This window comes from Ruegeria sp. CE12, assembly GCF_056537525.1.
Genome location: NZ_JBQFRS010000002.1, coordinates 734,198 through 754,335 on the forward strand (window position 1 = coordinate 734,198; position 20,138 = coordinate 754,335).

21 protein-coding genes are annotated in these 20,138 nt (G+C 54.1%); 12 read left to right on the top strand and 9 right to left on the bottom strand.

What is annotated here, in order from left to right:
- Positions 1–31: 31 nt before the first annotated feature.
- The 4 genes from ACR0IO_RS08500 to ACR0IO_RS08515 are packed head-to-tail and all read right to left on the bottom strand — an operon-like array spanning position 32 to position 3,175.
- Positions 32–1,078, bottom strand: a complete 1,047-nt coding sequence (locus ACR0IO_RS08500; RefSeq protein ID WP_480740776.1) for a sensor histidine kinase — start codon at positions 1,076–1,078, stop codon at positions 32–34.
- A 25-nt stretch (positions 1,079–1,103) separates the two neighbouring features.
- The gene (locus ACR0IO_RS08505; RefSeq protein WP_480740778.1) at positions 1,104–1,628 is read right to left on the bottom strand and encodes a gamma carbonic anhydrase family protein; all 525 of its coding nucleotides are present in this window, start codon (positions 1,626–1,628) and stop codon (positions 1,104–1,106) included.
- The gene (gene gmk / locus ACR0IO_RS08510; protein ID WP_170330379.1) at positions 1,625–2,266 is read right to left on the bottom strand and encodes a guanylate kinase; all 642 of its coding nucleotides are present in this window, start codon (positions 2,264–2,266) and stop codon (positions 1,625–1,627) included. The genes ACR0IO_RS08505 and gmk overlap by 4 nt, the downstream gene beginning before the upstream one ends.
- An 18-nt stretch (positions 2,267–2,284) precedes the next feature.
- Positions 2,285–3,175, bottom strand: a complete 891-nt coding sequence (locus tag ACR0IO_RS08515; RefSeq protein ID WP_480740783.1) for a YicC/YloC family endoribonuclease — start codon at positions 3,173–3,175, stop codon at positions 2,285–2,287.
- Between the two features lie 243 nt (positions 3,176–3,418).
- On the opposite strand from ACR0IO_RS08515, the gene ACR0IO_RS08520 reads away from it, so the two are divergent.
- Positions 3,419–4,093: a PAS domain-containing protein gene (locus ACR0IO_RS08520; RefSeq protein WP_480740784.1), complete on the top strand. Its 675-nt coding sequence runs from the start codon at positions 3,419–3,421 to the stop codon at positions 4,091–4,093.
- Between the two features lie 54 nt (positions 4,094–4,147).
- On the opposite strand, the gene ACR0IO_RS08525 is transcribed toward ACR0IO_RS08520, so the two are convergent.
- The gene (locus ACR0IO_RS08525) at positions 4,148–5,518 is read right to left on the bottom strand and encodes a class II 3-deoxy-7-phosphoheptulonate synthase (protein WP_170330374.1); all 1,371 of its coding nucleotides are present in this window, start codon (positions 5,516–5,518) and stop codon (positions 4,148–4,150) included.
- A 168-nt stretch (positions 5,519–5,686) separates the two neighbouring features.
- On the opposite strand from ACR0IO_RS08525, the gene ACR0IO_RS08530 reads away from it, so the two are divergent.
- A complete protein-coding gene (locus ACR0IO_RS08530; RefSeq protein ID WP_155143157.1) occupies positions 5,687–6,691 on the top strand; it encodes a GlxA family transcriptional regulator in 1,005 nt (334 codons plus the stop codon).
- A 12-nt stretch (positions 6,692–6,703) separates the two neighbouring features.
- Here ACR0IO_RS08530 and ACR0IO_RS08535 read toward each other — a convergent pair whose 3' ends face one another.
- A complete protein-coding gene (locus tag ACR0IO_RS08535) occupies positions 6,704–7,798 on the bottom strand; it encodes a PQQ-dependent sugar dehydrogenase (protein ID WP_480740786.1) in 1,095 nt (364 codons plus the stop codon).
- A gap of 165 nt (positions 7,799–7,963) precedes the next feature.
- On the opposite strand from ACR0IO_RS08535, the gene ACR0IO_RS08540 reads away from it, so the two are divergent.
- From ACR0IO_RS08540 to ACR0IO_RS08555, 4 genes are all read left to right on the top strand, one after another.
- Entirely contained in the window at positions 7,964–9,145 is a 1,182-nt protein-coding gene (locus ACR0IO_RS08540; protein WP_155143155.1) for an ABC transporter substrate-binding protein, read from the top strand.
- 132 nt (positions 9,146–9,277) lie between these two features.
- Positions 9,278–10,066, top strand: coding sequence for an ABC transporter ATP-binding protein (locus ACR0IO_RS08545; RefSeq protein ID WP_155143154.1), 789 nt, complete (start codon positions 9,278–9,280; stop codon positions 10,064–10,066).
- Positions 10,063–10,893: an ABC transporter ATP-binding protein gene (locus ACR0IO_RS08550; RefSeq protein WP_155143153.1), complete on the top strand. Its 831-nt coding sequence runs from the start codon at positions 10,063–10,065 to the stop codon at positions 10,891–10,893. The genes ACR0IO_RS08545 and ACR0IO_RS08550 overlap by 4 nt, the downstream gene beginning before the upstream one ends.
- A gap of 2 nt (positions 10,894–10,895) precedes the next feature.
- On the top strand, positions 10,896–11,357 hold the full coding sequence (locus ACR0IO_RS08555) for a hypothetical protein (protein WP_480740789.1): 462 nt from the start codon (positions 10,896–10,898) through the stop codon (positions 11,355–11,357).
- A 75-nt stretch (positions 11,358–11,432) separates the two neighbouring features.
- Here the strand turns inward: ACR0IO_RS08555 and ACR0IO_RS08560 are convergent, their stop codons facing one another.
- Positions 11,433–11,786, bottom strand: a complete 354-nt coding sequence (locus tag ACR0IO_RS08560; protein ID WP_155143152.1) for a hypothetical protein — start codon at positions 11,784–11,786, stop codon at positions 11,433–11,435.
- 556 nt (positions 11,787–12,342) lie between these two features.
- On the opposite strand from ACR0IO_RS08560, the gene ACR0IO_RS08565 reads away from it, so the two are divergent.
- The 5 genes from ACR0IO_RS08565 (at position 12,343) to ACR0IO_RS08585 (ending at position 16,204) form a co-directional block, all read left to right on the top strand.
- Positions 12,343–12,666: a hypothetical protein gene (locus ACR0IO_RS08565; RefSeq protein WP_480740790.1), complete on the top strand. Its 324-nt coding sequence runs from the start codon at positions 12,343–12,345 to the stop codon at positions 12,664–12,666.
- A gap of 164 nt (positions 12,667–12,830) precedes the next feature.
- On the top strand, positions 12,831–13,211 hold the full coding sequence (locus tag ACR0IO_RS08570; RefSeq protein WP_480740791.1) for a hypothetical protein: 381 nt from the start codon (positions 12,831–12,833) through the stop codon (positions 13,209–13,211).
- Positions 13,212–13,438: 227 nt separating this feature from the next.
- Positions 13,439–14,449 carry a branched-chain amino acid ABC transporter permease gene (locus ACR0IO_RS08575; RefSeq protein WP_480740793.1) on the top strand — a complete coding sequence of 337 codons (1,011 nt, stop codon included), beginning with the start codon at positions 13,439–13,441 and terminating at the stop codon, positions 14,447–14,449.
- A complete protein-coding gene (locus tag ACR0IO_RS08580) occupies positions 14,446–15,759 on the top strand; it encodes a branched-chain amino acid ABC transporter permease (RefSeq protein WP_155143148.1) in 1,314 nt (437 codons plus the stop codon). The genes ACR0IO_RS08575 and ACR0IO_RS08580 overlap by 4 nt, the downstream gene beginning before the upstream one ends.
- A gap of 190 nt (positions 15,760–15,949) precedes the next feature.
- Complete coding sequence (locus ACR0IO_RS08585) at positions 15,950–16,204, top strand: hypothetical protein (RefSeq protein ID WP_155143147.1); 255 nt, start codon at positions 15,950–15,952, stop codon at positions 16,202–16,204.
- Between the two features lie 49 nt (positions 16,205–16,253).
- Here the strand turns inward: ACR0IO_RS08585 and ACR0IO_RS08590 are convergent, their stop codons facing one another.
- Positions 16,254–17,801 carry a helicase HerA-like domain-containing protein gene (locus ACR0IO_RS08590; RefSeq protein ID WP_480740796.1) on the bottom strand — a complete coding sequence of 516 codons (1,548 nt, stop codon included), beginning with the start codon at positions 17,799–17,801 and terminating at the stop codon, positions 16,254–16,256.
- A 462-nt stretch (positions 17,802–18,263) separates the two neighbouring features.
- On the opposite strand from ACR0IO_RS08590, the gene ACR0IO_RS08595 reads away from it, so the two are divergent.
- Positions 18,264–18,872, top strand: a complete 609-nt coding sequence (locus tag ACR0IO_RS08595; protein WP_155143145.1) for an invasion associated locus B family protein — start codon at positions 18,264–18,266, stop codon at positions 18,870–18,872.
- Positions 18,873–18,923: 51 nt separating this feature from the next.
- Here ACR0IO_RS08595 and ACR0IO_RS08600 read toward each other — a convergent pair whose 3' ends face one another.
- On the bottom strand, positions 18,924–20,132 hold the full coding sequence (locus tag ACR0IO_RS08600) for a beta-ketoacyl-[acyl-carrier-protein] synthase family protein (RefSeq protein WP_155143144.1): 1,209 nt from the start codon (positions 20,130–20,132) through the stop codon (positions 18,924–18,926).
- Between the last annotated feature and the right edge of the window lie 6 nt (positions 20,133–20,138).

The following is a 20,138-nucleotide window of genomic DNA, read 5'->3' on the forward strand; positions in this document are numbered from 1 at the left end:
GGTCATCGGCGAACGGATCAAAACCCGTTCCTCAGCGCGGCAAAATCACTGTAAAGACTGAACCTTTACCAAGATCGCTTTCCACGCGAAGTCGCCCGCGGTGACGATTCACAATATGCTTCACGATCGCCAGCCCAAGCCCGGTCCCACCCAGTTCTCGGGATCTGTGACTGTCGGCACGGTAGAATCGCTCGGTCAATCTGGGCAGATGCACCGCATCGATGCCCGGTCCCTTGTCCACAATCTGGACCCGAACAGCAGGTCCGCGCATTGCAGCATCGCGTTCAGAAATGGTCACCAACACATCAACACTGCCGCCGCTACCGCCATACTTGATCGCATTCTCAATCAAATTGGTAAAAACCTGACGCAGCTGATCGCTGTCACCAACCAGTGAAATCGGCGCATCCGGCGCGTTCAACTTCAAGACCACTCCGGCATCATCGGCCAGAGGGCGCAGTGAATTGAGAGTCGATTCCAGCAGACCTGTAAGTTCCAGCTGCTCTTTCGGTCGAACCCGCTCTTCGCTTTCGACACGGTTCAATGACAGCAAATCACCCACCAGCCTGTTCATTCGGTTGGCTTCGTCGTTCATGATCTGAAGAAATCGATCACGGGCGTTTACATCCTCTCGGGCAGGGCCACGCAGAGTTTCGATAAAGCCCATCAATGCGGTCAGAGGAGTACGCAACTCATGGCTGACATTTGCGACAAAATCCCGCCGCATCTGGCTTGCCTGTTCCAGATGTGTGACGTCTTGAAACGTCGCCAACACCGCACCACCTTCGACGGCACCAACCCCTTTCATATACCGGCACTGAATCTCAAACGTTGTGTCCTGCGCACCATCATTCGACAGATGCCGCGCTTTGGCAGTGCCTTTAGAGCGCAGGCTCTGCTCAATTGCTTCGATTACCTGAGGTTGGCGAAGAATTGTCGCAAAATGACGGCCAACGATATTCTGGCCCAGCAGTGTCCTTGAATCAGTGTTGGCCGCAATAATCCGTTCAGTCTGATCAACCATCAGAGCAGGCATCGGAATGGCCGAGACGACTTCGTTCAACAGATCGCCGGTCATGGATCAATCCTCTGAGATGGCTTGCTCATGTGACGGGTTTGAGGGTGTCCCGAAACTTGCGCATGTTGTCCTGATAGTGCAGCGCACTGAACGTAATGCGCTGGGCAGCGGCCTCATCAAGCTGCCTGACGACCTTACCCGGCGACCCCATGACCAAAGAGTTGTCAGGGATTTCCTTACCTTCTGTTATCAGAGCCCCGGCCCCGATCAGGCAGTTCTTACCGATCTTTGCGCCGTTCAGTACGATAGCCCCCATACCGATCAGAGTATTGTCGCCAATCGTGCAACCATGCAGCATGACCTTATGCCCGATGGTGCAGTTCTTACCGATGGACAACGGAAACCCGGCATCGATATGCATCACGCAGTTTTCCTGAACGTTACTGCCTTCCCCGACACGAATTTCCTCATGATCAGCGCGGATCGTGCAGCCAAACCAGACCGAAGCCCCCTGCTCCATCACGACTTTGCCGACAAGGTTCGCATCTGGCGCGACCCAAGTATCTTCGTGGATTTGAGGGGCATGCCCACCAAGCGCATAAACAGTCATGACAGGGCCTCGAACTCATTTTGCAGTGCACGAACGTGATTTTGCAGATCCGGTTGTTGAATCCGGCGCATCCGCTCAGCACTCACGATGGTCTTTAGTTTGGCTTCGGTAGCATCCAGATCATCATTGATCAGTACGTAGTCATAGTAGCCCCAGTGACTGATCTCATCCCAACTTTTGAGCATACGCTTTGAAATCACATCTTCGCTGTCTTGTCCGCGCGTTTCCAGCCGACGGCGAAGCTCTCGGATCGATGGAGGCAGGATGAAGATCGACAAAGCATGTTTGCCAAGCTCCGAATTGCGGATTTGGACCTCACCTTGCCAATCGACATCGAACAATACGTCCCTGCCGTTGGTGATTGATGAGCGCACGGGACCGGCTGGTGAGCCGTAAAAATTGCCGAACACATGGGCGTGTTCCAGCATCTGTCCGTCAGCAACCTGCTGTTTGAACTCATCCTCACTCAGGAAATAGTACTCGCGACCGTGTTCCTCTCCCGGACGCGGAGCCCGGGTGGTGGCCGAAACCGAGAACTCAAGCTCAGGGTCCCATTTCATCAACCTTTTGGCCAGGGTGGATTTCCCAGCGCCCGAGGGTGAAGACAGAATGATAAGTAGGCCTCGGCGATCCGCCATCGTTAGTCTTTCCCGTATTTATTCAACGTTCTGCACTTGCTCGCGCAACTGATCTATGACCGCTTTGAGTTCCAACCCCACCGCAGTCAGTTCGGCATTCTGAGATTTGGAACACAAGGTGTTGGCCTCCCGATTGAACTCCTGCATCAGGAAATCCAGCTTTCGCCCAACCGGCCCCTCTTGCGACAGCAAAGCGCGTGCCGCGGTTACATGCGTCGCCAGACGATCAATTTCTTCGGTGATGTCAGCCTTGACCGCGATCAGGGCCAGTTCCTGTGCAATACGATCCGGATCAACGCCCTGCGCGTTTTCCAGCACGCGCGCAAGGTTGTCGCGCAGCGTTTCTGCCATCAGGTCTTTGCGCTTTTCGGCCAGCGCGGCGGCTTGGCTGGTCAGTTCGGAAATGAGATCCAGTTGTCCGTTCAGAACAGTAGACAACGCCTCACCTTCGGTTTGACGCATATCCAGAAAAGCTACCAGCAGACCACCAAACTCTGACTTCAACTCCTGAACCAACGGTGCTGGGTCATCCAGTTCACCGCCCGAGTCCAACATACCTTTGATGGTAATCAGTTCAGCCGCCGAGGGTTGGCTCAATTCCACGCTATGTTCTTCAGCCATTACTTGCGTCTGCACCAACGCCCTTAAAGCTGCAGTCATCGCTGCTTCGTTGAGTTTAAGCTCTGTCGCTGTTTCTTCTCTGCTCAGCCGCAGGGACAAAGTCACGTTACCCCGGCTCAGCGATTTTGACATCTCCGCCCGCAACGCTGTCTCAAGCCCGGTCAGCCATTCAGGGACACGCAACCGCATGTCCAGCCCCTTGCCGTTCACACTGCGCAGTTCCCAGGTCCAACTGTGAGGTCCGAACTCTCCTTTGCCCGAGGCAAACCCGGTCATGGATCTGATCATGACTGCCCTTTCCTTTTTTGCCTGCGACCCGCTTGCTTGCCGCACCTAATGCCATCCGGGGCGATAGGGCAAGACTCACTGTCGCTGCAATTCATCACCAGAAGTTAACCATTCATTAAAGATTTGCTCCAATTTTGAATAAACCCGTGTCAATCTGTCGGTCACGATGACGGGTTGGCTGCCTCTCCGCCCAATGCGGAGCATTTTATGAAAATGGTGGTCAATCGACATGAGGGTGGCAAAATGAAAACCTTTTTCGGGAATGGTTCCGGGTCGAAATTTGGAAAGATCGTTGCAATGGATCGCTTTGACAGTGGTCGCAGCCTGTCACCCATCCGACAGGTCGAAGCGTATTGGACGGCATTGCTGACAGGCGATGGCGTGCCGATGCGTTCGCAGATTGACCCGCGTGGGCTGGAGAACATTCTGCAATACACCTTCATTCTGGAAAGGATAGCACCCGGCCTCGCGCGCTTTCGGTTGGCAGGCAGTCATCTGAACCAGCTTGCTGGCATGGAGGTGCGCGGCATGCCCCTGACGGCATTTTTCGAACCAAGCGCCCGCTCGGACGTCAAAGACGCGCTGGAACAGGTTTTCGCGTCCCCAGCTATCGCAGAACTGGGATTGAACTCATCGGGAAAACTTGGCCGTACGCGACTGCAGGCCCGTATGATACTGTTGCCGTTGAAAAGCGATCTGGGGGATGTGAGCCGAGTATTGGGCGTCATGATCAGCGATGGCGCGATCGGAGCGACACCACGACGTTTCATAATCGAAGACATCCGGACGAAACCCGTGGCAGATCTTCACACTCCAGCAAAACCCAGGCCCGCAGAGCCGGCAGGCTTTGCGGAGGAAAAGGCTGAGTTCGCCAGACCTGCCAACCACCTTCGCCTTGTTGTTTCGCGGGACGACTAGGCAAGAAAAAACGGCGGGCACAGGTCCCGCCGTTTAAAGATTTTGCTAATTAGATCAGCTTGCAGCACGCTTGCTGCGATCTCGCCGCAGATTGGTCAGCTCTTCGGCGACCAAGAAGGCCAGTTCGAGCGACTGTGTCGCGTTGAGGCGCGGATCGCAGGCAGTGTGGTAACGATCCGACAGATCTTCTTCGGTAACAGCACGTACACCGCCGGTGCACTCAGTCACGTCCAGACCGGTCATCTCGAAATGCACGCCGCCTGGGATTGTCCCCTCGGCCTGATGCACACCAAAGAAGTCACGCACTTCACGCAGCACTGAGTCGAAGGGCCGCGTCTTGTAACCGGTGGCCGACTTGATGGTGTTGCCATGCATTGGATCACAGACCCAGGTAACTTTCGCACCCTCTTCCTTAACGGCCTTAATCAGGCGCGGCAGATGCTCACCCGCTTTGCCGGCGCCGAAACGTGCGATCAGAGTCAGACGACCCTCTTCGTTCTCCGGGTTCAGTTTGGACATCAGAACTTTGAGATCTTCAGCAGTGGTTGTAGGACCACATTTCAGACCAATTGGGTTCAGAACGCCACGGCAGAACTCGACATGTGCACCATCTGGCTGACGAGTACGGTCACCGATCCAGATCATATGGCCCGAACCTGCCAGCCAGTTGCCGGAGGTCGAATCAAGACGGGTCAGTGCTTCTTCGTATTCCAGCAGAAGGCTTTCATGGCTGGTGTAGAATTCTACGGTTGAAAACTCATGAGTCGTGTCCGCCGTGATGCCAGCCGCACCCATGAAATCGATCGTGTCCTGGATCCGGTCAGCGATCTCGGAATACTTCTGAACATCTTGTTCATCGGTAAAGCCAAGCGTCCATGAATGAACACGGCTCATATCCGCGAAACCACCGGTCGAGAATGCGCGCAACAGGTTCAGTGTTGCAGCAGCCTGCGTGTAGGCCTGTAACATTTTGCCCGGGTTCGGAATGCGCGCCTCGGGTGTAAAGGCCAGTTCGTTGATGATATCACCACGGTAGCTGGGCAGCTCTACACCATCCACGACCTCGGTCGGTGCGCTGCGCGGCTTGGCGAACTGCCCTGCCATACGGCCGACTTTAACCACAGGCACCTTGGCGCCATAGGTCAGAACCATCGCCATCTGCAGCATCACCTTAAAGGTGTCGCGGATTGCGTCTGCGCTGAACTGTTCAAAGCTTTCAGCACAATCCCCACCCTGCAGCAGGAAGGCCTCGCCGCGACCAGCGGCACCCAGATGTTGCTTCAGGCGCCGCGCTTCGCCAGCAAAGACCAGCGGGGGATACTGCGAAAGCTGAGCCTCGACTTTGGCCAGTGCGGCCGCGTCGGTATAATCGGGCATCTGAACTCGGGGCTTGTTGCGCCAGTTCGATTTTTGCCACTCGGTCATAGCTTTGATCTCCGCTGAGGTATTTCAGGGTGCCTCTATACAAAATGCATTACAGAGTGACCATATCTCATTTGCGCCTCTTGACTGGGCAAACAAGCTTTGAGCATGTTGTCTGGCAAATCCGTCGCAGCTAAAGAGCAGCGGTCGCCGAATCAAGGACAGTTCGCCATGCAAGAGCAACGCCAAGTTGTCACTGTGGACAGCAGCGCGGCAAAGCCGCTTAATTTCGTCTTTGTCCTGCTGGACAAGTTTTCGCTTTTGTCATTCGCGTCAGCTTTGGACAGCTTGCGCATTGCAAATCGTATGTCCGATCGCCCGATCTATACATGGACCTTGGCCGGAGAAGGCGGAGACGTCGTTCATTGTTCTGCCGGAACCACTTTCAAGCTCGACACGGACCTGTCCGAACTTCAGCGCGATGATGTCATCCTGGTCTGCGGCGGGGTCGATGTGCAGGCGGCCACGACCAAGAAAATTCTGAACTGGCTACGTCGAGAGGCCCGCAAGGGGATTAAGATTGGTGGTCTATGTACAGCTGCCTACACACTGGCAAAGGCCGGACTTCTGGAGGGCAAGAAAGCGACAATTCACTGGGAGAACTCCGATAGTTTCTCAGAGGAATTTGACACCGTCGAACTGACTAAATCGGTCTTTCAGATTGATGGCAACCGGATGACCACCGCGGGCGGAACATCATCGATCGACCTGATGCTCAAATTGATTGCCAATGACTACGGCGAAGATCTGGCAAACGCGGTTGCGGATCAGATGATCTATTCGTCGATCCGCACCGATCAGGACACGCAGCGCCTGTCGACACCGACGCGGATTGGTGTACGCCATCCGAAACTCAGTCAGGTTATCCTGATGATGGAAAAGAACATCGAGGAGCCGATATCGCCTTCGATTCTTGCCAAAGATGTCGGTATGTCCACGCGCCAGCTGGAACGTCTTTTCCGCCGTTATCTCAGCCGCTCACCCAAGCGCTATTACATGGAACTTCGCCTGCACAAAGCTCGGAACCTGCTGATGCAAACCGACATGAGCGTTATCAACGTCGCATTGGCTTGTGGCTTCGCAAGCCCGTCGCATTTTTCGAAATGCTACCGCGCGCACTACAATACTACTCCGTATCGTGAGCGTGGAACTCAGGGCGGGCGCTTGTCTGTCTGACTTTGTCGCGAACTATCCGGGTGTCAGTCGGTAAACAGCACCCTGCCCCACAGAAATAAACCAGATCGATCCATCAGGCGCTTCGACGATATCGCGCACGCGTTCCGTCTCAGCTCCTTTGATCTGCTCGACTTCGCGCGGTGGGTTGCCAGCCAGACGGGAAATGTAGTCGAATTTCAGAGATCCCACGAAAATATCGCCTTTCCACTGCGGCCAGAGTTTGCCTGAATACACCAACAAGCCTGATGGAGCGATGGAGGGATCCCAATAGAATTCGGGTTGTTCCATCCCCGGTTTGGATGTGCCCTCGCCAATCTTTTGGCCAGAATAGTGTTTGCCATATGAAATGACCGGCCAGCCATAGTTGAGACCAGGCTGCACAAGATTGACCTCATCCCCACCCTGCGCGCCATGTTCTGAGACCCACAGCCTGCCCCGCGCATCAAGTCCCGCGCCCTGAGGGTTTCGGTGCCCGTATGACCAGATTTCTGGTCGCGCGCTGGGGTCGCCAACAAATGGATTGTCAGACGGGATTGTTCCGTCCCGATTGATCCTGATGACGGTGCCCATATGATTTGATTTGTCCTGCGCAGCTGGTCGGTCTCCGCGTTCACCCAGCGTGATGAACAGCGACCCGTCATTAGCTTCCACGACACGCGAACCGAAATGACGACCCCCAGACCCGCCTGGCACTGCTTCGAAGATCACGCGCAGGTTGGTAAGCCTCTTTCCATTTTCAGACAATCGCGCCACGGCAACAGCAGTTCCGGCGCCACTACTCTGACGCTTGGAATAGGTCAGGAAGACCTCCCGACTATTCGAAAAATCCCGGGCGATCGTGACATCCAGCAATCCGCCCTGCCCAGATGCTGCAACTTTCGGCACACCTGACACTCGCTGAGACTTACCATCCTTCACATATAGTAATTCGCCTTCCCGCTCGGTGACCAGAAAGCTCTCGTCTGGCAGAATGCCTATGGCCCATGGCGTATCCAAGCCACCCAGCATTTCTGTTACACGAACAGAACCGGCTGAAGTTTGAAGTACATCAGCCCTGATACCTCCGGATATCACCAGCAGAACTAGAATCGCGCAAACTCTGATCATCGTTGCTCTCCAATACCGGATGTTCGCCGCCATCATCGGGCAAACCCATCAAAACAAATAGAGTTATGGCCCACAAAAGCACTTTTTCGTTAGGACTTTTCTTTTCCGGACAGCTTGCCTAGGGTCGTGCGCAGAACGAATACGTTCCAATTAGGGAGTAACCATATGAAAAAGCTGCTTACTGCAACTGCAGCAACCGCTCTTCTGGCCGGCACCGCGATGGCTGAAGACGTCAAACTGGGCGTACTGTTTGGCTTTACCGGTCCGATTGAATCGCTGGCCCCGGCAATGGGTTCAGGCGCCGAGTTGGCAATGGCTGAAGTTACCGAATCCGGCAAACTGCTGGATGGCACGACCGTAACCGCTTCGCGAGCTGACACCGGCTGCATCGACAACGGTCTGGCAACATCGAACGGTGAACGCATGATCGCGGACGGCGTTGCCGGCATCATCGGTGGTGACTGCTCGGGCGTAACTGGTGCGATCCTGCAGAACGTTGCGATTCCAAACGGCATGGTCATGATTTCGCCATCGGCGACGTCACCTGGCCTGTCGACCATGGAAGACAATGGCCTGTTCTTCCGCACCGCTCCGTCGGATGCTCGTGAAGGTCAGGTTATGGCTGACATTCTGAAAGATCGTGGCATCAACTCGATCGCGCTGACCTACACCAACAACGACTACGGAAAGGGTCTGGCCGACGCGATCAAAAGCTCGTTCGAGGCAGCCGGTGGTGAAGTAACCATCACAGCTGCACATGAAGATGGCAAAGCTGACTATTCGGCCGAAGTTGGTGCCCTTGCATCAGCCGGTGGCGATATTCTGGTCGTCGCGGGTTATCTGGATCAGGGTGGTCTGGGCATCATCCAGTCGTCGCTGGACAGCGGTGCGTTTGACACATTCGGTCTGCCTGGTGGCATGATCGGTGACTCACTGCCTGCAAACGTTGGTCCGGACCTCGATGGTTCGTTTGGTCAGATCGCAGGTTCGGGAGGTGAAGGTGCTGAAAAGTACTTCGCAATGGCCGAAGCCGCAGGTTTCGACGGTTCGTCGCCTTACTCGCCTGAGTCTTACGACGCAGCCGCTCTGTTCATGCTGGCCATGCAGGCCGCAGGTTCGACCAGCCCGGCTGAGTACGGCGCCAAGATCATGGACGTCGCCAACGCTCCGGGTGAAAAGATCTATCCGGGTGAATTGGCGAAAGGTCTGGAGCTTCTGGCCGCAGGTCAGGACATCGACTATGTCGGCGCATCGGGCGTTGAGCTGATCGGCCCCGGTGAAAGCGCGGGTTCATATCGCGAGATCGAAGTCACCGACGGCGAGAACAAGACCGTCAACTTCCGTTGATCCGACCGATTTCTTCATAATACCAAGCAGCCCGGGCCTTGTGTCCGGGCTGTTTCAATGACAAAAGACCGCACCTCTTTCGGGGGGATGGGGCAATTCAGCAAAGCGCCGCAAAAGTGGCTAGGGGAACACATGATCGTCGTCGAGGACGTGCATAAGCATTTCGGCGGTTTTCACGCGGTGGATGGTGCATCGCTGGAAATCGAAAAGGGTTCGATCACCGGGCTCATCGGGCCCAACGGGGCCGGAAAAACCACTCTGTTCAACGTCATCGCCGGGGTGCTTCCACCCACCAGCGGCAAGGTGTTCATGGATGGCGAGGATATCACCGGCCTGCCCCCGCATGATCTGTTTCATAAAGGTCTGCTGCGTACGTTCCAGATCGCGCACGAGTTTTCATCGATGAGCTGCCGCGAGAACCTGATGATGGTCCCTGGCGCCCAATCGGGTGAATCGCTCTGGAACACTTGGTTCGGCCGCAAACGCATCGCAGATGAAGAGCGTGCGTTGAAGGCCAAAGCAGACGAGGTGCTGGAATTCCTGACAATCGAACATCTGGCCGACCACAAAGCGGGTCAGGTCTCGGGCGGTCAGAAGAAACTGCTTGAGCTGGGCCGCACCATGATGGTCGACGCCAAGATCGTATTCCTAGACGAGGTCGGCGCGGGCGTGAACCGCACCCTGCTGATGACAATCGCCGACACGATCCTGCGTCTGAACAAGGAACGTGGCTATACCTTCGTGGTTATCGAACACGACATGGATTTCATCGGCAAGATCTGTGACCCGGTCATCTGTATGGCCGAAGGCAAAGTGCTGGCCGAAGGCACTCTGGACGAAATCAAGGCGAATGAGCACGTGATCGAAGCCTATCTGGGCACCGGCCTCAAGAACAAAGATAAGCTGGAGGCCGAGGCATGAGCGACAATCCCTATCAGGACGATCACGGGAACAAGGACGCCTCGATCACCAACACTCAGGGCGTTGGTACAATGACACCCGCACATCGCGTAAGCGGTGAAACCCACTATGTTGGCGGCGGCCCCTTCCTGATCGGTGACACGATGACGGGTGGCTATGGCAAAGGCCCCGACATTCTGCACGACTGCACCATCGCCGTGGACAAAGGTGAGATTGCGGTGATCGTGGGCCCGAACGGCGCTGGCAAGTCGACCGCAATGAAGGCTGTCTTTGGGATGCTGGACGTTCGCGCAGGTTCGGTGCGTCTGGATGGTGAAGACATCACTAACCTCAGCCCTCAGGACCGTGTGATCAAAGGCATGGGGTTTGTTCCGCAAACGCAGAACATCTTTACGTCTATGACGGTCGAGGAAAACCTCGAGATGGGCGCTTTCATCCGTCGCGATGATATCAGCCAGACGATGGAGCAGGTCTATGACCTCTTCCCCATCCTGCGCGACAAGCGCAATCAGGCGGCCGGAGAACTGTCGGGCGGTCAACGGCAGCAGGTGGCCGTGGGCCGGGCTCTGATGACACAGCCCAAAGTTCTGATGCTGGACGAACCGACCGCAGGCGTGTCGCCCATCGTGATGGATGAACTGTTTGACCGGATCATTGAGGTTTCTCGCACCGGGTTGCCGATCCTTATGGTTGAGCAGAACGCCCGTCAGGCGCTGGAGATTGCGGACAAGGGCTATGTTCTGGTTCAGGGGCGGAATGCCTATACGGGAACGGGTAAGGAACTGCTGGCTGACCCTGAGGTTCGGAAGAGTTTCCTAGGGGGCTGAGGATGCGCTTTCTCTGCGCGTTTGCAATTGCGTTACTTCAAGCCAGCCCTCTAGCTGCTTTTGAAGAAGCCATCGACTACGCATTAACGTTGGAGTGCCGAACTGTTTCGGTCTGCGAGTTTAATGGACGCTGCAAACGAAAATCCCGAAACCTCAATTTGTTGCTCGTGATAATTGACGGGGATGAAAGTGTTTTTCTAAGCCACGCACCATCAGAGCAGGGTTACCACACGAAGATCGAACTCCTCGACGATGGTTTTCACGGTAAGCCGGACTACGATTTTTCAGTTTCAATGCCAGAGCAACACGCAGTGGATTTTCGAGGAGGTAATGAAGACTCTATTGAAAACGGTGTGTTGTTCTTCTCCTATGTTCCAAAAGGTTTTGAGTGGATTGAAAGACATTTCAAAAACTCGGGCCTCTCAGAGTTTCTCATTGAGTTTCAAGGGTGTGAGAGCAAATAATAGAGCAAATCGACAACCATCTTTGCTGTGGAGGTTTGCCCTCAATCCCTTCTAATTTAAAACTACCTTTTGTTCTCACCCAATCGGATCACCACAAGAGCCAAAATCCTGCGCCGCATGCGGACCTTTGATCGACATGTCGTAGTTGAGGTTGTCAAAATCTACGACAAAGGTCACGACATCCTTGTCCATGATATGCAGGAAGGTCAGTGAATTCAGACCTGCAATAATTGTCGCTTCGCCCTTGATGTCATCGGTTACGATGAACCCTTTGTCAGTCGCGCCAGACCGTGCCAGCGTCACTGCACCGCCATTGCTATCTGATACACAGTTCACAACGAAGTCTGCTCCGTTCAGCGGATCGTTTGTTGCGGCGAAAGCAATCGTGGGCATGGCAAGACCGGCGAGCAACAAGATGGTATTTTTCATAGTTCCACTTTCCTTCTGGGGTCCGGTACGGATGAGTGACCGGCCGGGACCCTTTGTTCCTGTCTGGGGCGGGACATGCCCTGCGCCACGATCATAGGTAGATAGAATACTGCCTTCGCAAAGGCTTATCGGTCTTGCCTCACGCCTAGTTGAGAGTAAGTGAGAATTGTCGTGTTAGCACCTTGGGAGTACACAGGTCAGACAGACTCAGCTTGGTGACGGGTTGACTTTAGCGACAGTGCTGAATCACCTTAAAGCAAACAAACCAACGTGTTTATGACCGATTTTGTGTCTCCAATGTGGCACCACACCAGCGATCAACGTTTCCAAGGTCAAACATACATTCTAAACCATTGATTTGGTTGATTTGACCAACTGGAAAAAAGAACAAGCAGATTTTCGCACGAACCGAAGTTGGACACCGTTAGGCTGTATTGGCGTCACAATGCCTGACTAGTTCCGCATCGTCCGGATGCAAAAGATATCCGGGATAAACATGTAATTTGAACATGCTGCCAAAGCGAAACAAGACCAATAAAACTAAGGAAATCTCAACATGAAAACCTGGATGATTGCTGCTGTTGCCGCTGTTCTTGCGACCGGTGCAGCCGCAGAGGAACGTCACTTTGTCTGTGTATCAGATCGTGACGGCAGCGAAGTCCGCCTGAACCGTGCTCCTGAAGGAGACAAGGGCAGCATCGAGACAAAGGACATCGCGGGCGATGCATTGGTCTTCAAAGGTGTTGGCAACATGACTTTCGTGCATATCGAAGAAAGTGATGTGATGACCTTTGTCGTGCATTTCTCGGACATGACCTACGACCTGTCCGTCAAAGGACCTCACGCCGGTACCGACCACGGATCGTGTGAAGAGGTTTAAAACTGCTCACCCAATAATTGAATCCGATACACGCGATTCAACGTTTGATTTTGTGATCCTACTCGCCTACCCCGGTGCCGAAAATCGTGAGTCAAAAACTCACGATTCTTTGGTGCCACGTCGCAGCAGCCTATGCCACAAGCGACCACTTCAGGAGAAGCAAAATGAAACACCTGGCCGCCCTTGCAGCCGTATTTATTCCTGTCGCCGCTCAGTCCGTGACGCTGGATGTTCCAAAAGGTCGGTTCGTCTATGAATGTCAGCTGACCGAGATCTGCAAGGCGGGAAAGTGCTCGTCCCTCGATCCCGTTATTCCAGTCACGCTGGACCGGGTCGAAGGGAATTCCAAGGGCACTGTGACTAAGCAGGGTAAGGTTATCGAAGTTCTGGTCTTCCCCGGACTGGGAACCCACGAATTCCTCTCGATTTCTGCCGGCGGAAGTGTTGGCTATACCGTCAATGACAAAACCGGAAAGGTCTCAGTGCATACGTCAGGTGGCCAGATGCATGACGAACGCGGAAACTGCGCGGTAACCAACAAGTAGTCTGGTTATATTCATCACTTCGACGATTGGGCCGAACGGATATGAACTCTGTTCGGCCTTTGTATTTTCAGGCCCTTCATCGATATGCGAGTTTTCAACCTGACGATGCGGGGGCCAGAAAAAACATGAGAAAATTGCCGATTTAACAGCGTTATTCGCTACCTGATTGTTGTGTATCGGGCGGCCTGCATGCCATAAAGCCGCACCCGAGAAAATGAGAAGGTCACATGGACATACTGAACGCGCTTGTCGCGCTTGCTAACTTTGTGCTGGTGCCGGCAATCGCCTACGGATCCCAGCTTGCCCTAGGGGCGCTGGGGGTCACTCTGATCTACGGCATTCTGCGATTTTCCAACTTTGCTCATGGTGACACGATGGCATTTGGCGCCATGATTGCTGTGCTTGTCACTTGGGGGCTGCAAGCCGCCGGTGTCAGCTTTGGCCCGTTGCCCACTGCATTGCTGGCCATGCCATTCGCGATACTTGGATGCATCATTCTTGTCCTGATCACAGACAGACTGGTTTATCGTTTCTATCGTGAACAGAAAGCCAAACCAGTCATATTGGTCATTGTCTCGATGGGTGTCATGTTCATCATGAACGGCCTTGTTCGCTTTATCATCGGACCCGACGATCAGCGCTTTTCGGATGGTGCGCGTTTTCTGATATCCGCACGTGATTTCAAGAAGATGACTGGCCTGAACGAAGGACTTGCGATCAAGACCTCACAGGGCATCACCGTCGTCGTCGCCGTTGTCTCGGTCGCCTTGCTGTTCTGGTTCCTGAACAAAACACGCACCGGGAAATCCATGCGTGCCTATTCCGACAACGAAGATCTGGCGCTGCTTTCGGGCATCAACCCGGAACGCGTCGTGATGATCACTTGGATCATCGTGGCAGCGTTGGCGACAACCGCCGGTGTGCTGTATGGGCTGGACAAGAGCTTTAAGCCGTTTGTGTACTTCCAGCTTCTGCTTCCAATCTTTGCTTCGGCTATTGTCGGCGGTCTGGGTAATCCGTTAGGCGCCATCGCCGGAGGTTTCATCATCGCCTTCTCGGAAGTCACGATCACCTATGCATGGAAGAAAGTCCTCACATACATTGCACCCGAAAGTTTGGCACCGTCAGGCTTGGTTCAGTTCTTGTCCACGGACTACAAATTTGCCGTCAGCTTCGTCATCCTGCTGATCGTGCTTCTGTTTAAGCCCACGGGGCTATTCAAGGGGAAAGCGGTATGAGTGAGATGACCAAAAACACTCTGCTATTCGTAGTGGTCGGTGCGCTTATTCTTGTGACCGGTTTTTCCCAAAGCTGGAACACCGCGATCCTGATCCTGAACATGGGGCTGATCTCGGCTATCATGGCCATAGGTGTTAACCTTCAGTGGGGATTTGCGGGCCTGTTCAATGTCGGCGTCATGGGCTTTGTAGCCCTTGGCGGACTTGGTGTGGTTCTTGTCTCCACTCCACCGACCCCCGGTGCATGGTCTGCTGGCGGATACGGAATCATTCTTGCGCTTCTGCTAGGTGCCGCAACGGTTGTAGCTGCTGTTCTTGTAGCGCAAAAACTGCCCAGCGGACGTGTTCGGACTCTGTCGATCATAGGTATTCTGATCGTTGGTTTCTTTGTTTACCGTGCAATTTTTGATCCGAATGCTGCTGCAGTCGAAGCAATCAATCCCGCAGTGGAAGGCAACATTGGCGGATTGAACTTGCCGGTTCTGCTGGCATGGCCTGCAGGTGGATTGCTGGCTGCTGGTGCCGCATGGTTGATCGGCAAAACGGCGCTGGGGCTTCGCTCGGACTATCTTGCAATCGCAACATTGGGTATTGCCGAAATCATCATTGCCATCATGAAGAACGAGGATTGGTTGGCTCGGGGCGTTAAGAATGTCTACGGCATCCCGCGTCCATCCCCGGTCGTTGGCTATGAGATTGAGCTGCAAAAAGATCCTGGCTTCATTGAACGTGCAGCATGGTTTGGCCTTGATCCGGTTACAGCCTCCACACTCTCGGTCAAACTGGGATACTCGGTGCTGTTCCTGGCCGTTCTGCTCATTCTGCTCTGGATGGCTCAAATGGCGTTGAAGAGCCCTTGGGGCCGTATGATGCGCGCAATCCGTGACAACGAAGTTGCCGCCGAAGCCATGGGCAAGGATGTGACCCGTCGCCACTTGCAGATATTCGTTCTGGGGTCGGCCATTTGTGGTATTGCGGGTGCCATGATGACTACGTTGGATGGGCAGCTGACACCAAGCGCATACCAACCATTGCGCTTTACGTTCTTGGTCTGGGTCATGGTGATTGTCGGCGGCTCCGGCAACAATTTCGGTGCTGTTCTGGGGGCATTTTTGATCTGGTTCCTCTGGGTTCAGGTCGAACCAATCGGGCTGTGGTTGATGAACCTGATCACAGCTGGAATGCCGGACGGAAGTGCACTCAAGACACATCTGATCGAAAGCGCAGCCCACATGCGCCTGTTCACCATGGGCCTGATATTGCTGGTTGTTCTCAGATTTAGTCCAAGGGGCCTTATTCCGGAGAAATAGTTCCGGAAACCTCCACAAACTAAAAGCCGCGCCTCAATTCGGCGCGGCTTCTTGATTCTAAACAAAAAATTTTATACACGGGTTCATCGTCGGTAAACGTGTTCGTTCCAATGTAACGAACCAATTCACTCAGTATCTTCGGCGTTTCGTAACAATCGGCTCTGGTCATCATAAAAGAACACAGACACTCATGAAAAAACCATTCACCACATCCGTCACTCTTTTGCCCGTTCTGGCAGCCCTGGCCGGCTGCATCCCCAGCCCGGAAGACCTTGAAACGACTCCAGTCCAAGTTCAGACACCCCAAGGTGTCGTCACCTGCCAGCTCTATCGTCTGGATCGTGTAACCTGGGATCGTGCAATCGATTACCCTGCTACTAAGATGTCTGTAACGCAAGCGGATAACTACTGTCGGCAAGAAGGCCAACGGCGGCTCAAACGCTAAGCGCGATAAAAGCCCCGCAGTTTCGTTTCAGCGGGGCTTAACGCCAATTCTATCGGTTTCTGAACAAACCGCCCAAAATGCCACGCACAATCCGGCGGCCTGTGGTGCCTTTGAGTTCCTTTATCACCGCTTCACTCATTGCACTGGCAAAAGTGTCTTTCTTGCGCACCGCTCTTGATGTTGATCGGCCAACACGTCCCCCGGTGTATCGGCGAGCCGACGAATACTCCCGTTCCATCGGACTTTGCCGTTCGACCACTTCGTCAGCTTCCGCAACCTCTGCCTCTTGCGCAGCCTGGTTCGCTCTAGCTTGTAAAATCTCGAACGCCGATTTCCGATCCAGCAGCCTGTCATACTTTCCCGCCATTGGAGATGCATCGAGAACAGCTTGACGTTCCGCTGCAGTGATTGGCCCAAGCTGGGACCCAGGAGGGCGAATAAGGGTGCGTTCAACCATGCCCGGTATACCTTTTTTCTCAAGCATGGACGTTACGGCTTCTCCGACCCCTACTTCCCGGATCGCAGTCTCGGTGTCGAAGGCGGGATTCTCGCGATAGGTTTCGGCCGCAAGCCGCAAGTTCTTGCGATCCCGCGCGGTAAAGGCGCGTAACGCATGCTGAACCCGGTTACCCAATTGACCGAGTATATCCTCGGGGATGTCAGCAGGGTTCTGGGTAATGAAATACACCCCAACCCCCTTTGACCGGATCAGGCGCGCCACCTGTTCAACCTTGTCGACCAGAACCTTCGGAGCATCCTCAAATAGCAAGTGTGCTTCGTCAAAAAAGAAGACCAGTTTTGGTTTGTCGGGATCACCAACTTCGGGAAGTTCTTCGAACAGCTCGCTCAGCAACCAAAGAAGGAAAGTCGCATAGAGGCGCGGTGCCCCCATCAACTTATCCGAAGCCAGGATATTCACCATCCCGTGCCCGTTTTCATCCTTTCGCATGAGATCAGACAAAGCCAAGGCTGGCTCACCGAACAAACGGTTCCCGCCCTGGTTTTCCAGTACCAGCAAACGCCGTTGAATCGCCCCAATCGAAGCTGTCGATACGTTACCGTATCTCAGGGAAAGTTGTGCCCGATTTTCACCGATCCAAACCAGCAATGCCTGAAGATCTTTGAGATCCAGCAATGGCATTCCCTCTTCATCGGCAACCCGAAATGCAATGTTCAGAATCCCTTCCTGGGCTTCGGACAATTCCAGCAAACGGGAAAACAGTAATGGGCCCATCTCGGTTACTGTAGTGCGGACCGGATGTCCTTGATCACCAAACAGATCCCAGAATGTCACCGGGCAGGCAGCATAGGAAAAATCCGTGAAGCCAATTCTCTCTGCGCGCTCCATAAACGCTTTGTGTAACTTGTGTTGGTCGCTGCCGGAGCGTGCAAGGCCAGACAGATCCCCTTTGACATCGGCCAGAAACACAGGAACACCAGCTTGCGAGAAACCTTCGGCCAAGATTTGCAACGTTACGGTTTTGCCTGTGCCCGTTGCACCCGCAATCAAACCGTGACGGTTTGCATACTTCAAAGTCAGCCCTTGTGCTTGCCCGTAGTCCTGCCCTGCACCGCCAACAAATATGTTCTCGCTCATGGATTTACTGTCCTAAACTTCATCGCTCTTTGACCAGCATACAAACTTAACCTTTGGCTGCGATAGTCAATTTGCCTTCAATGCGGCTCAAGCCGTCGGGGGCAGACTTCCTCCCTGTCGACTGGCCGTGCCTGCGGGCACGGCTTTTTTCGTGGCCTTTAAGTAAAATATTCAAATGCGTAGAATGATTAAATTTTCAGGATAGCTGTTGACCGCTGGCTTCCCCTTTCGTAACGTCTGCGCATAACTAAGTCGGCCAGTCCGACGGGGAGAACTATTCTAAGGGGAGCCGCCTCATCGGCTCCCTTTTTCATTGGCCTGCACAAGACCGAAAACAGCGGTCTTTGTGCGTATTCGGCAGAATTTCGTTCAATTCGCAAAACAATGACAGGTTTGCGCCTGACACCTGAAGTTTCAGATGTTAGACGAGTGGAAAAGCTGGATCAGCACAATGAGGCATTCATGATCAAGAAACTTCTCCCACTTAACATGGTGGCGGCCGCTCTTTGGTGCGGTGTAGCCATTGCTCAGGAAACCACGCAGGACGCGGAAACACCGGCAGAAGCGCCGCAAGCCGAAGCGGGTACTGACCTGGATCTGGGCGAAACCGGTCCCCGCATTGGCGAGCAGTACGTTAAGGAAAAATCGGGCGATTGGGAAATTTCGTGTCTGAAGGCTGAAAACGGTGAAGACCCTTGTGCGATGGTCCAGGTACTTAGCGGCCAACAGGGTGAACCCATTGCCGAGATTACCGTTGGAAAACTGCCCGAAGGCGGTGCCGCTGTCGCTTGGGCAAACGTGATTGTTCCGCTCGAAACTCTCCTGCAGGCCCAACTGGCTCTGTCAATCGATGGAGCTCCGCGCAAGCTCTATAACTATCACCACTGTGTGCCGGTCGGCTGCGTAGCGCAGCTGGGTCTGACGCAAGGTGATGTGGACGCAATGAAGGCGGGCACAAAAGCCGTTCTGTCGCTGGTTCCGGCCCGTTTCCCGGATCAGATACTGGACATGGAAATGTCCCTCAGCGGTTTCACGTCAGCATTTGACGGACTGTCCGTTAATCTGAATTAAGACGAAAACAAACCTACGAAAAAGCCGCCGGTTATCTCGGCGGCTTTTTTGTTAGACCCGCTTCAGCGCGAGAACCGCATTCAGGCCACCGAACGCAAACGCGTTGCTCAAAGCAACATCGATCTTCGCTTCGCGCGCCTCATTCGGGACAACATCCAAGGCGCATTCCGGATCAGGTTCTTCATAGCCGATCGTCGGGGCAATAACGCCGTCTTTGAGTGCCATGATACAGGCCAACAACTCCACCGCACCCGTACCACCAATAAGGTGACCATGCATCGATTTGGTTGAAGAAATCATCAATTCATCTGCATGAGGACCAAACACATCTGCAACCGCAGCGCATTCGGTTTTGTCATTTGCCGCTGTGCCGGTTCCGTGCGCATTGATGTAACAAACATCGCTGGCATTCAGTTTGGCATCAGCCAGTGCCCCGGACATCGCGCGTGATGCGCCTTGCTTGCTTGGCATCACGATATCTGCGGCATCGGATGACATCGCATATCCAACCACCTCACACAAAATCTCAGCACCCCGAGCCCGTGCGTGCTCATACTCCTCGAACACGAATACACCAGCTCCCTCGCCCTGAACCATACCATTGCGGTTGGCGCTGAATGGGCGGCAGGCGTCCTTGGACATAACGCGCAAGCCTTCCCAAGCCTTTACGCCCCCAAAGCAGAGCATAGATTCCGAACCGCCAGTCAACATCGCTGGCGCAGCACCGCTGCGGACCATCTGAAAGGCCAATGCCATCGCGTGATTGGACGATGCACAGGCTGTTGAAACTGTAAAGCTTGGGCCTTTGAGGTTATGCTCCATCGAAACGTGGCTGGCAGCAGCGTTGTTCATCAACTTAGGGACGACAAAGGGATGAACGCGGTTTTTGCCATCTTCATAGACAGAGCGATAGTTGTCGTCCCATGTAGACACTCCACCGCCGGCAGTACCCAGGACGACCCCGGACCGTGCAGCAAGTTCGCCATGAAACTCGATCCCCGACTGTTCGATCGCCTCTTTTGCGGCCGTCAGTGTGAATTGAGTGAACCGATCATACAATGTCATTTGCTGACGGTTGAAACGGCCTTCAGCTTCGAACCCGCGGACCTGACCGCCGATCTTGATTGCCAGCCTTTCGACATCCCGGAATTCCAGTTCCGATATGCCGCACCGGCCTTCTCTCATGGCTTCAAGGGTATCGGGAACTGAATGGCCCAACGAGTTGATTGTGCCGGCACCTGTAATGACAACGCGTTTCATGATCGC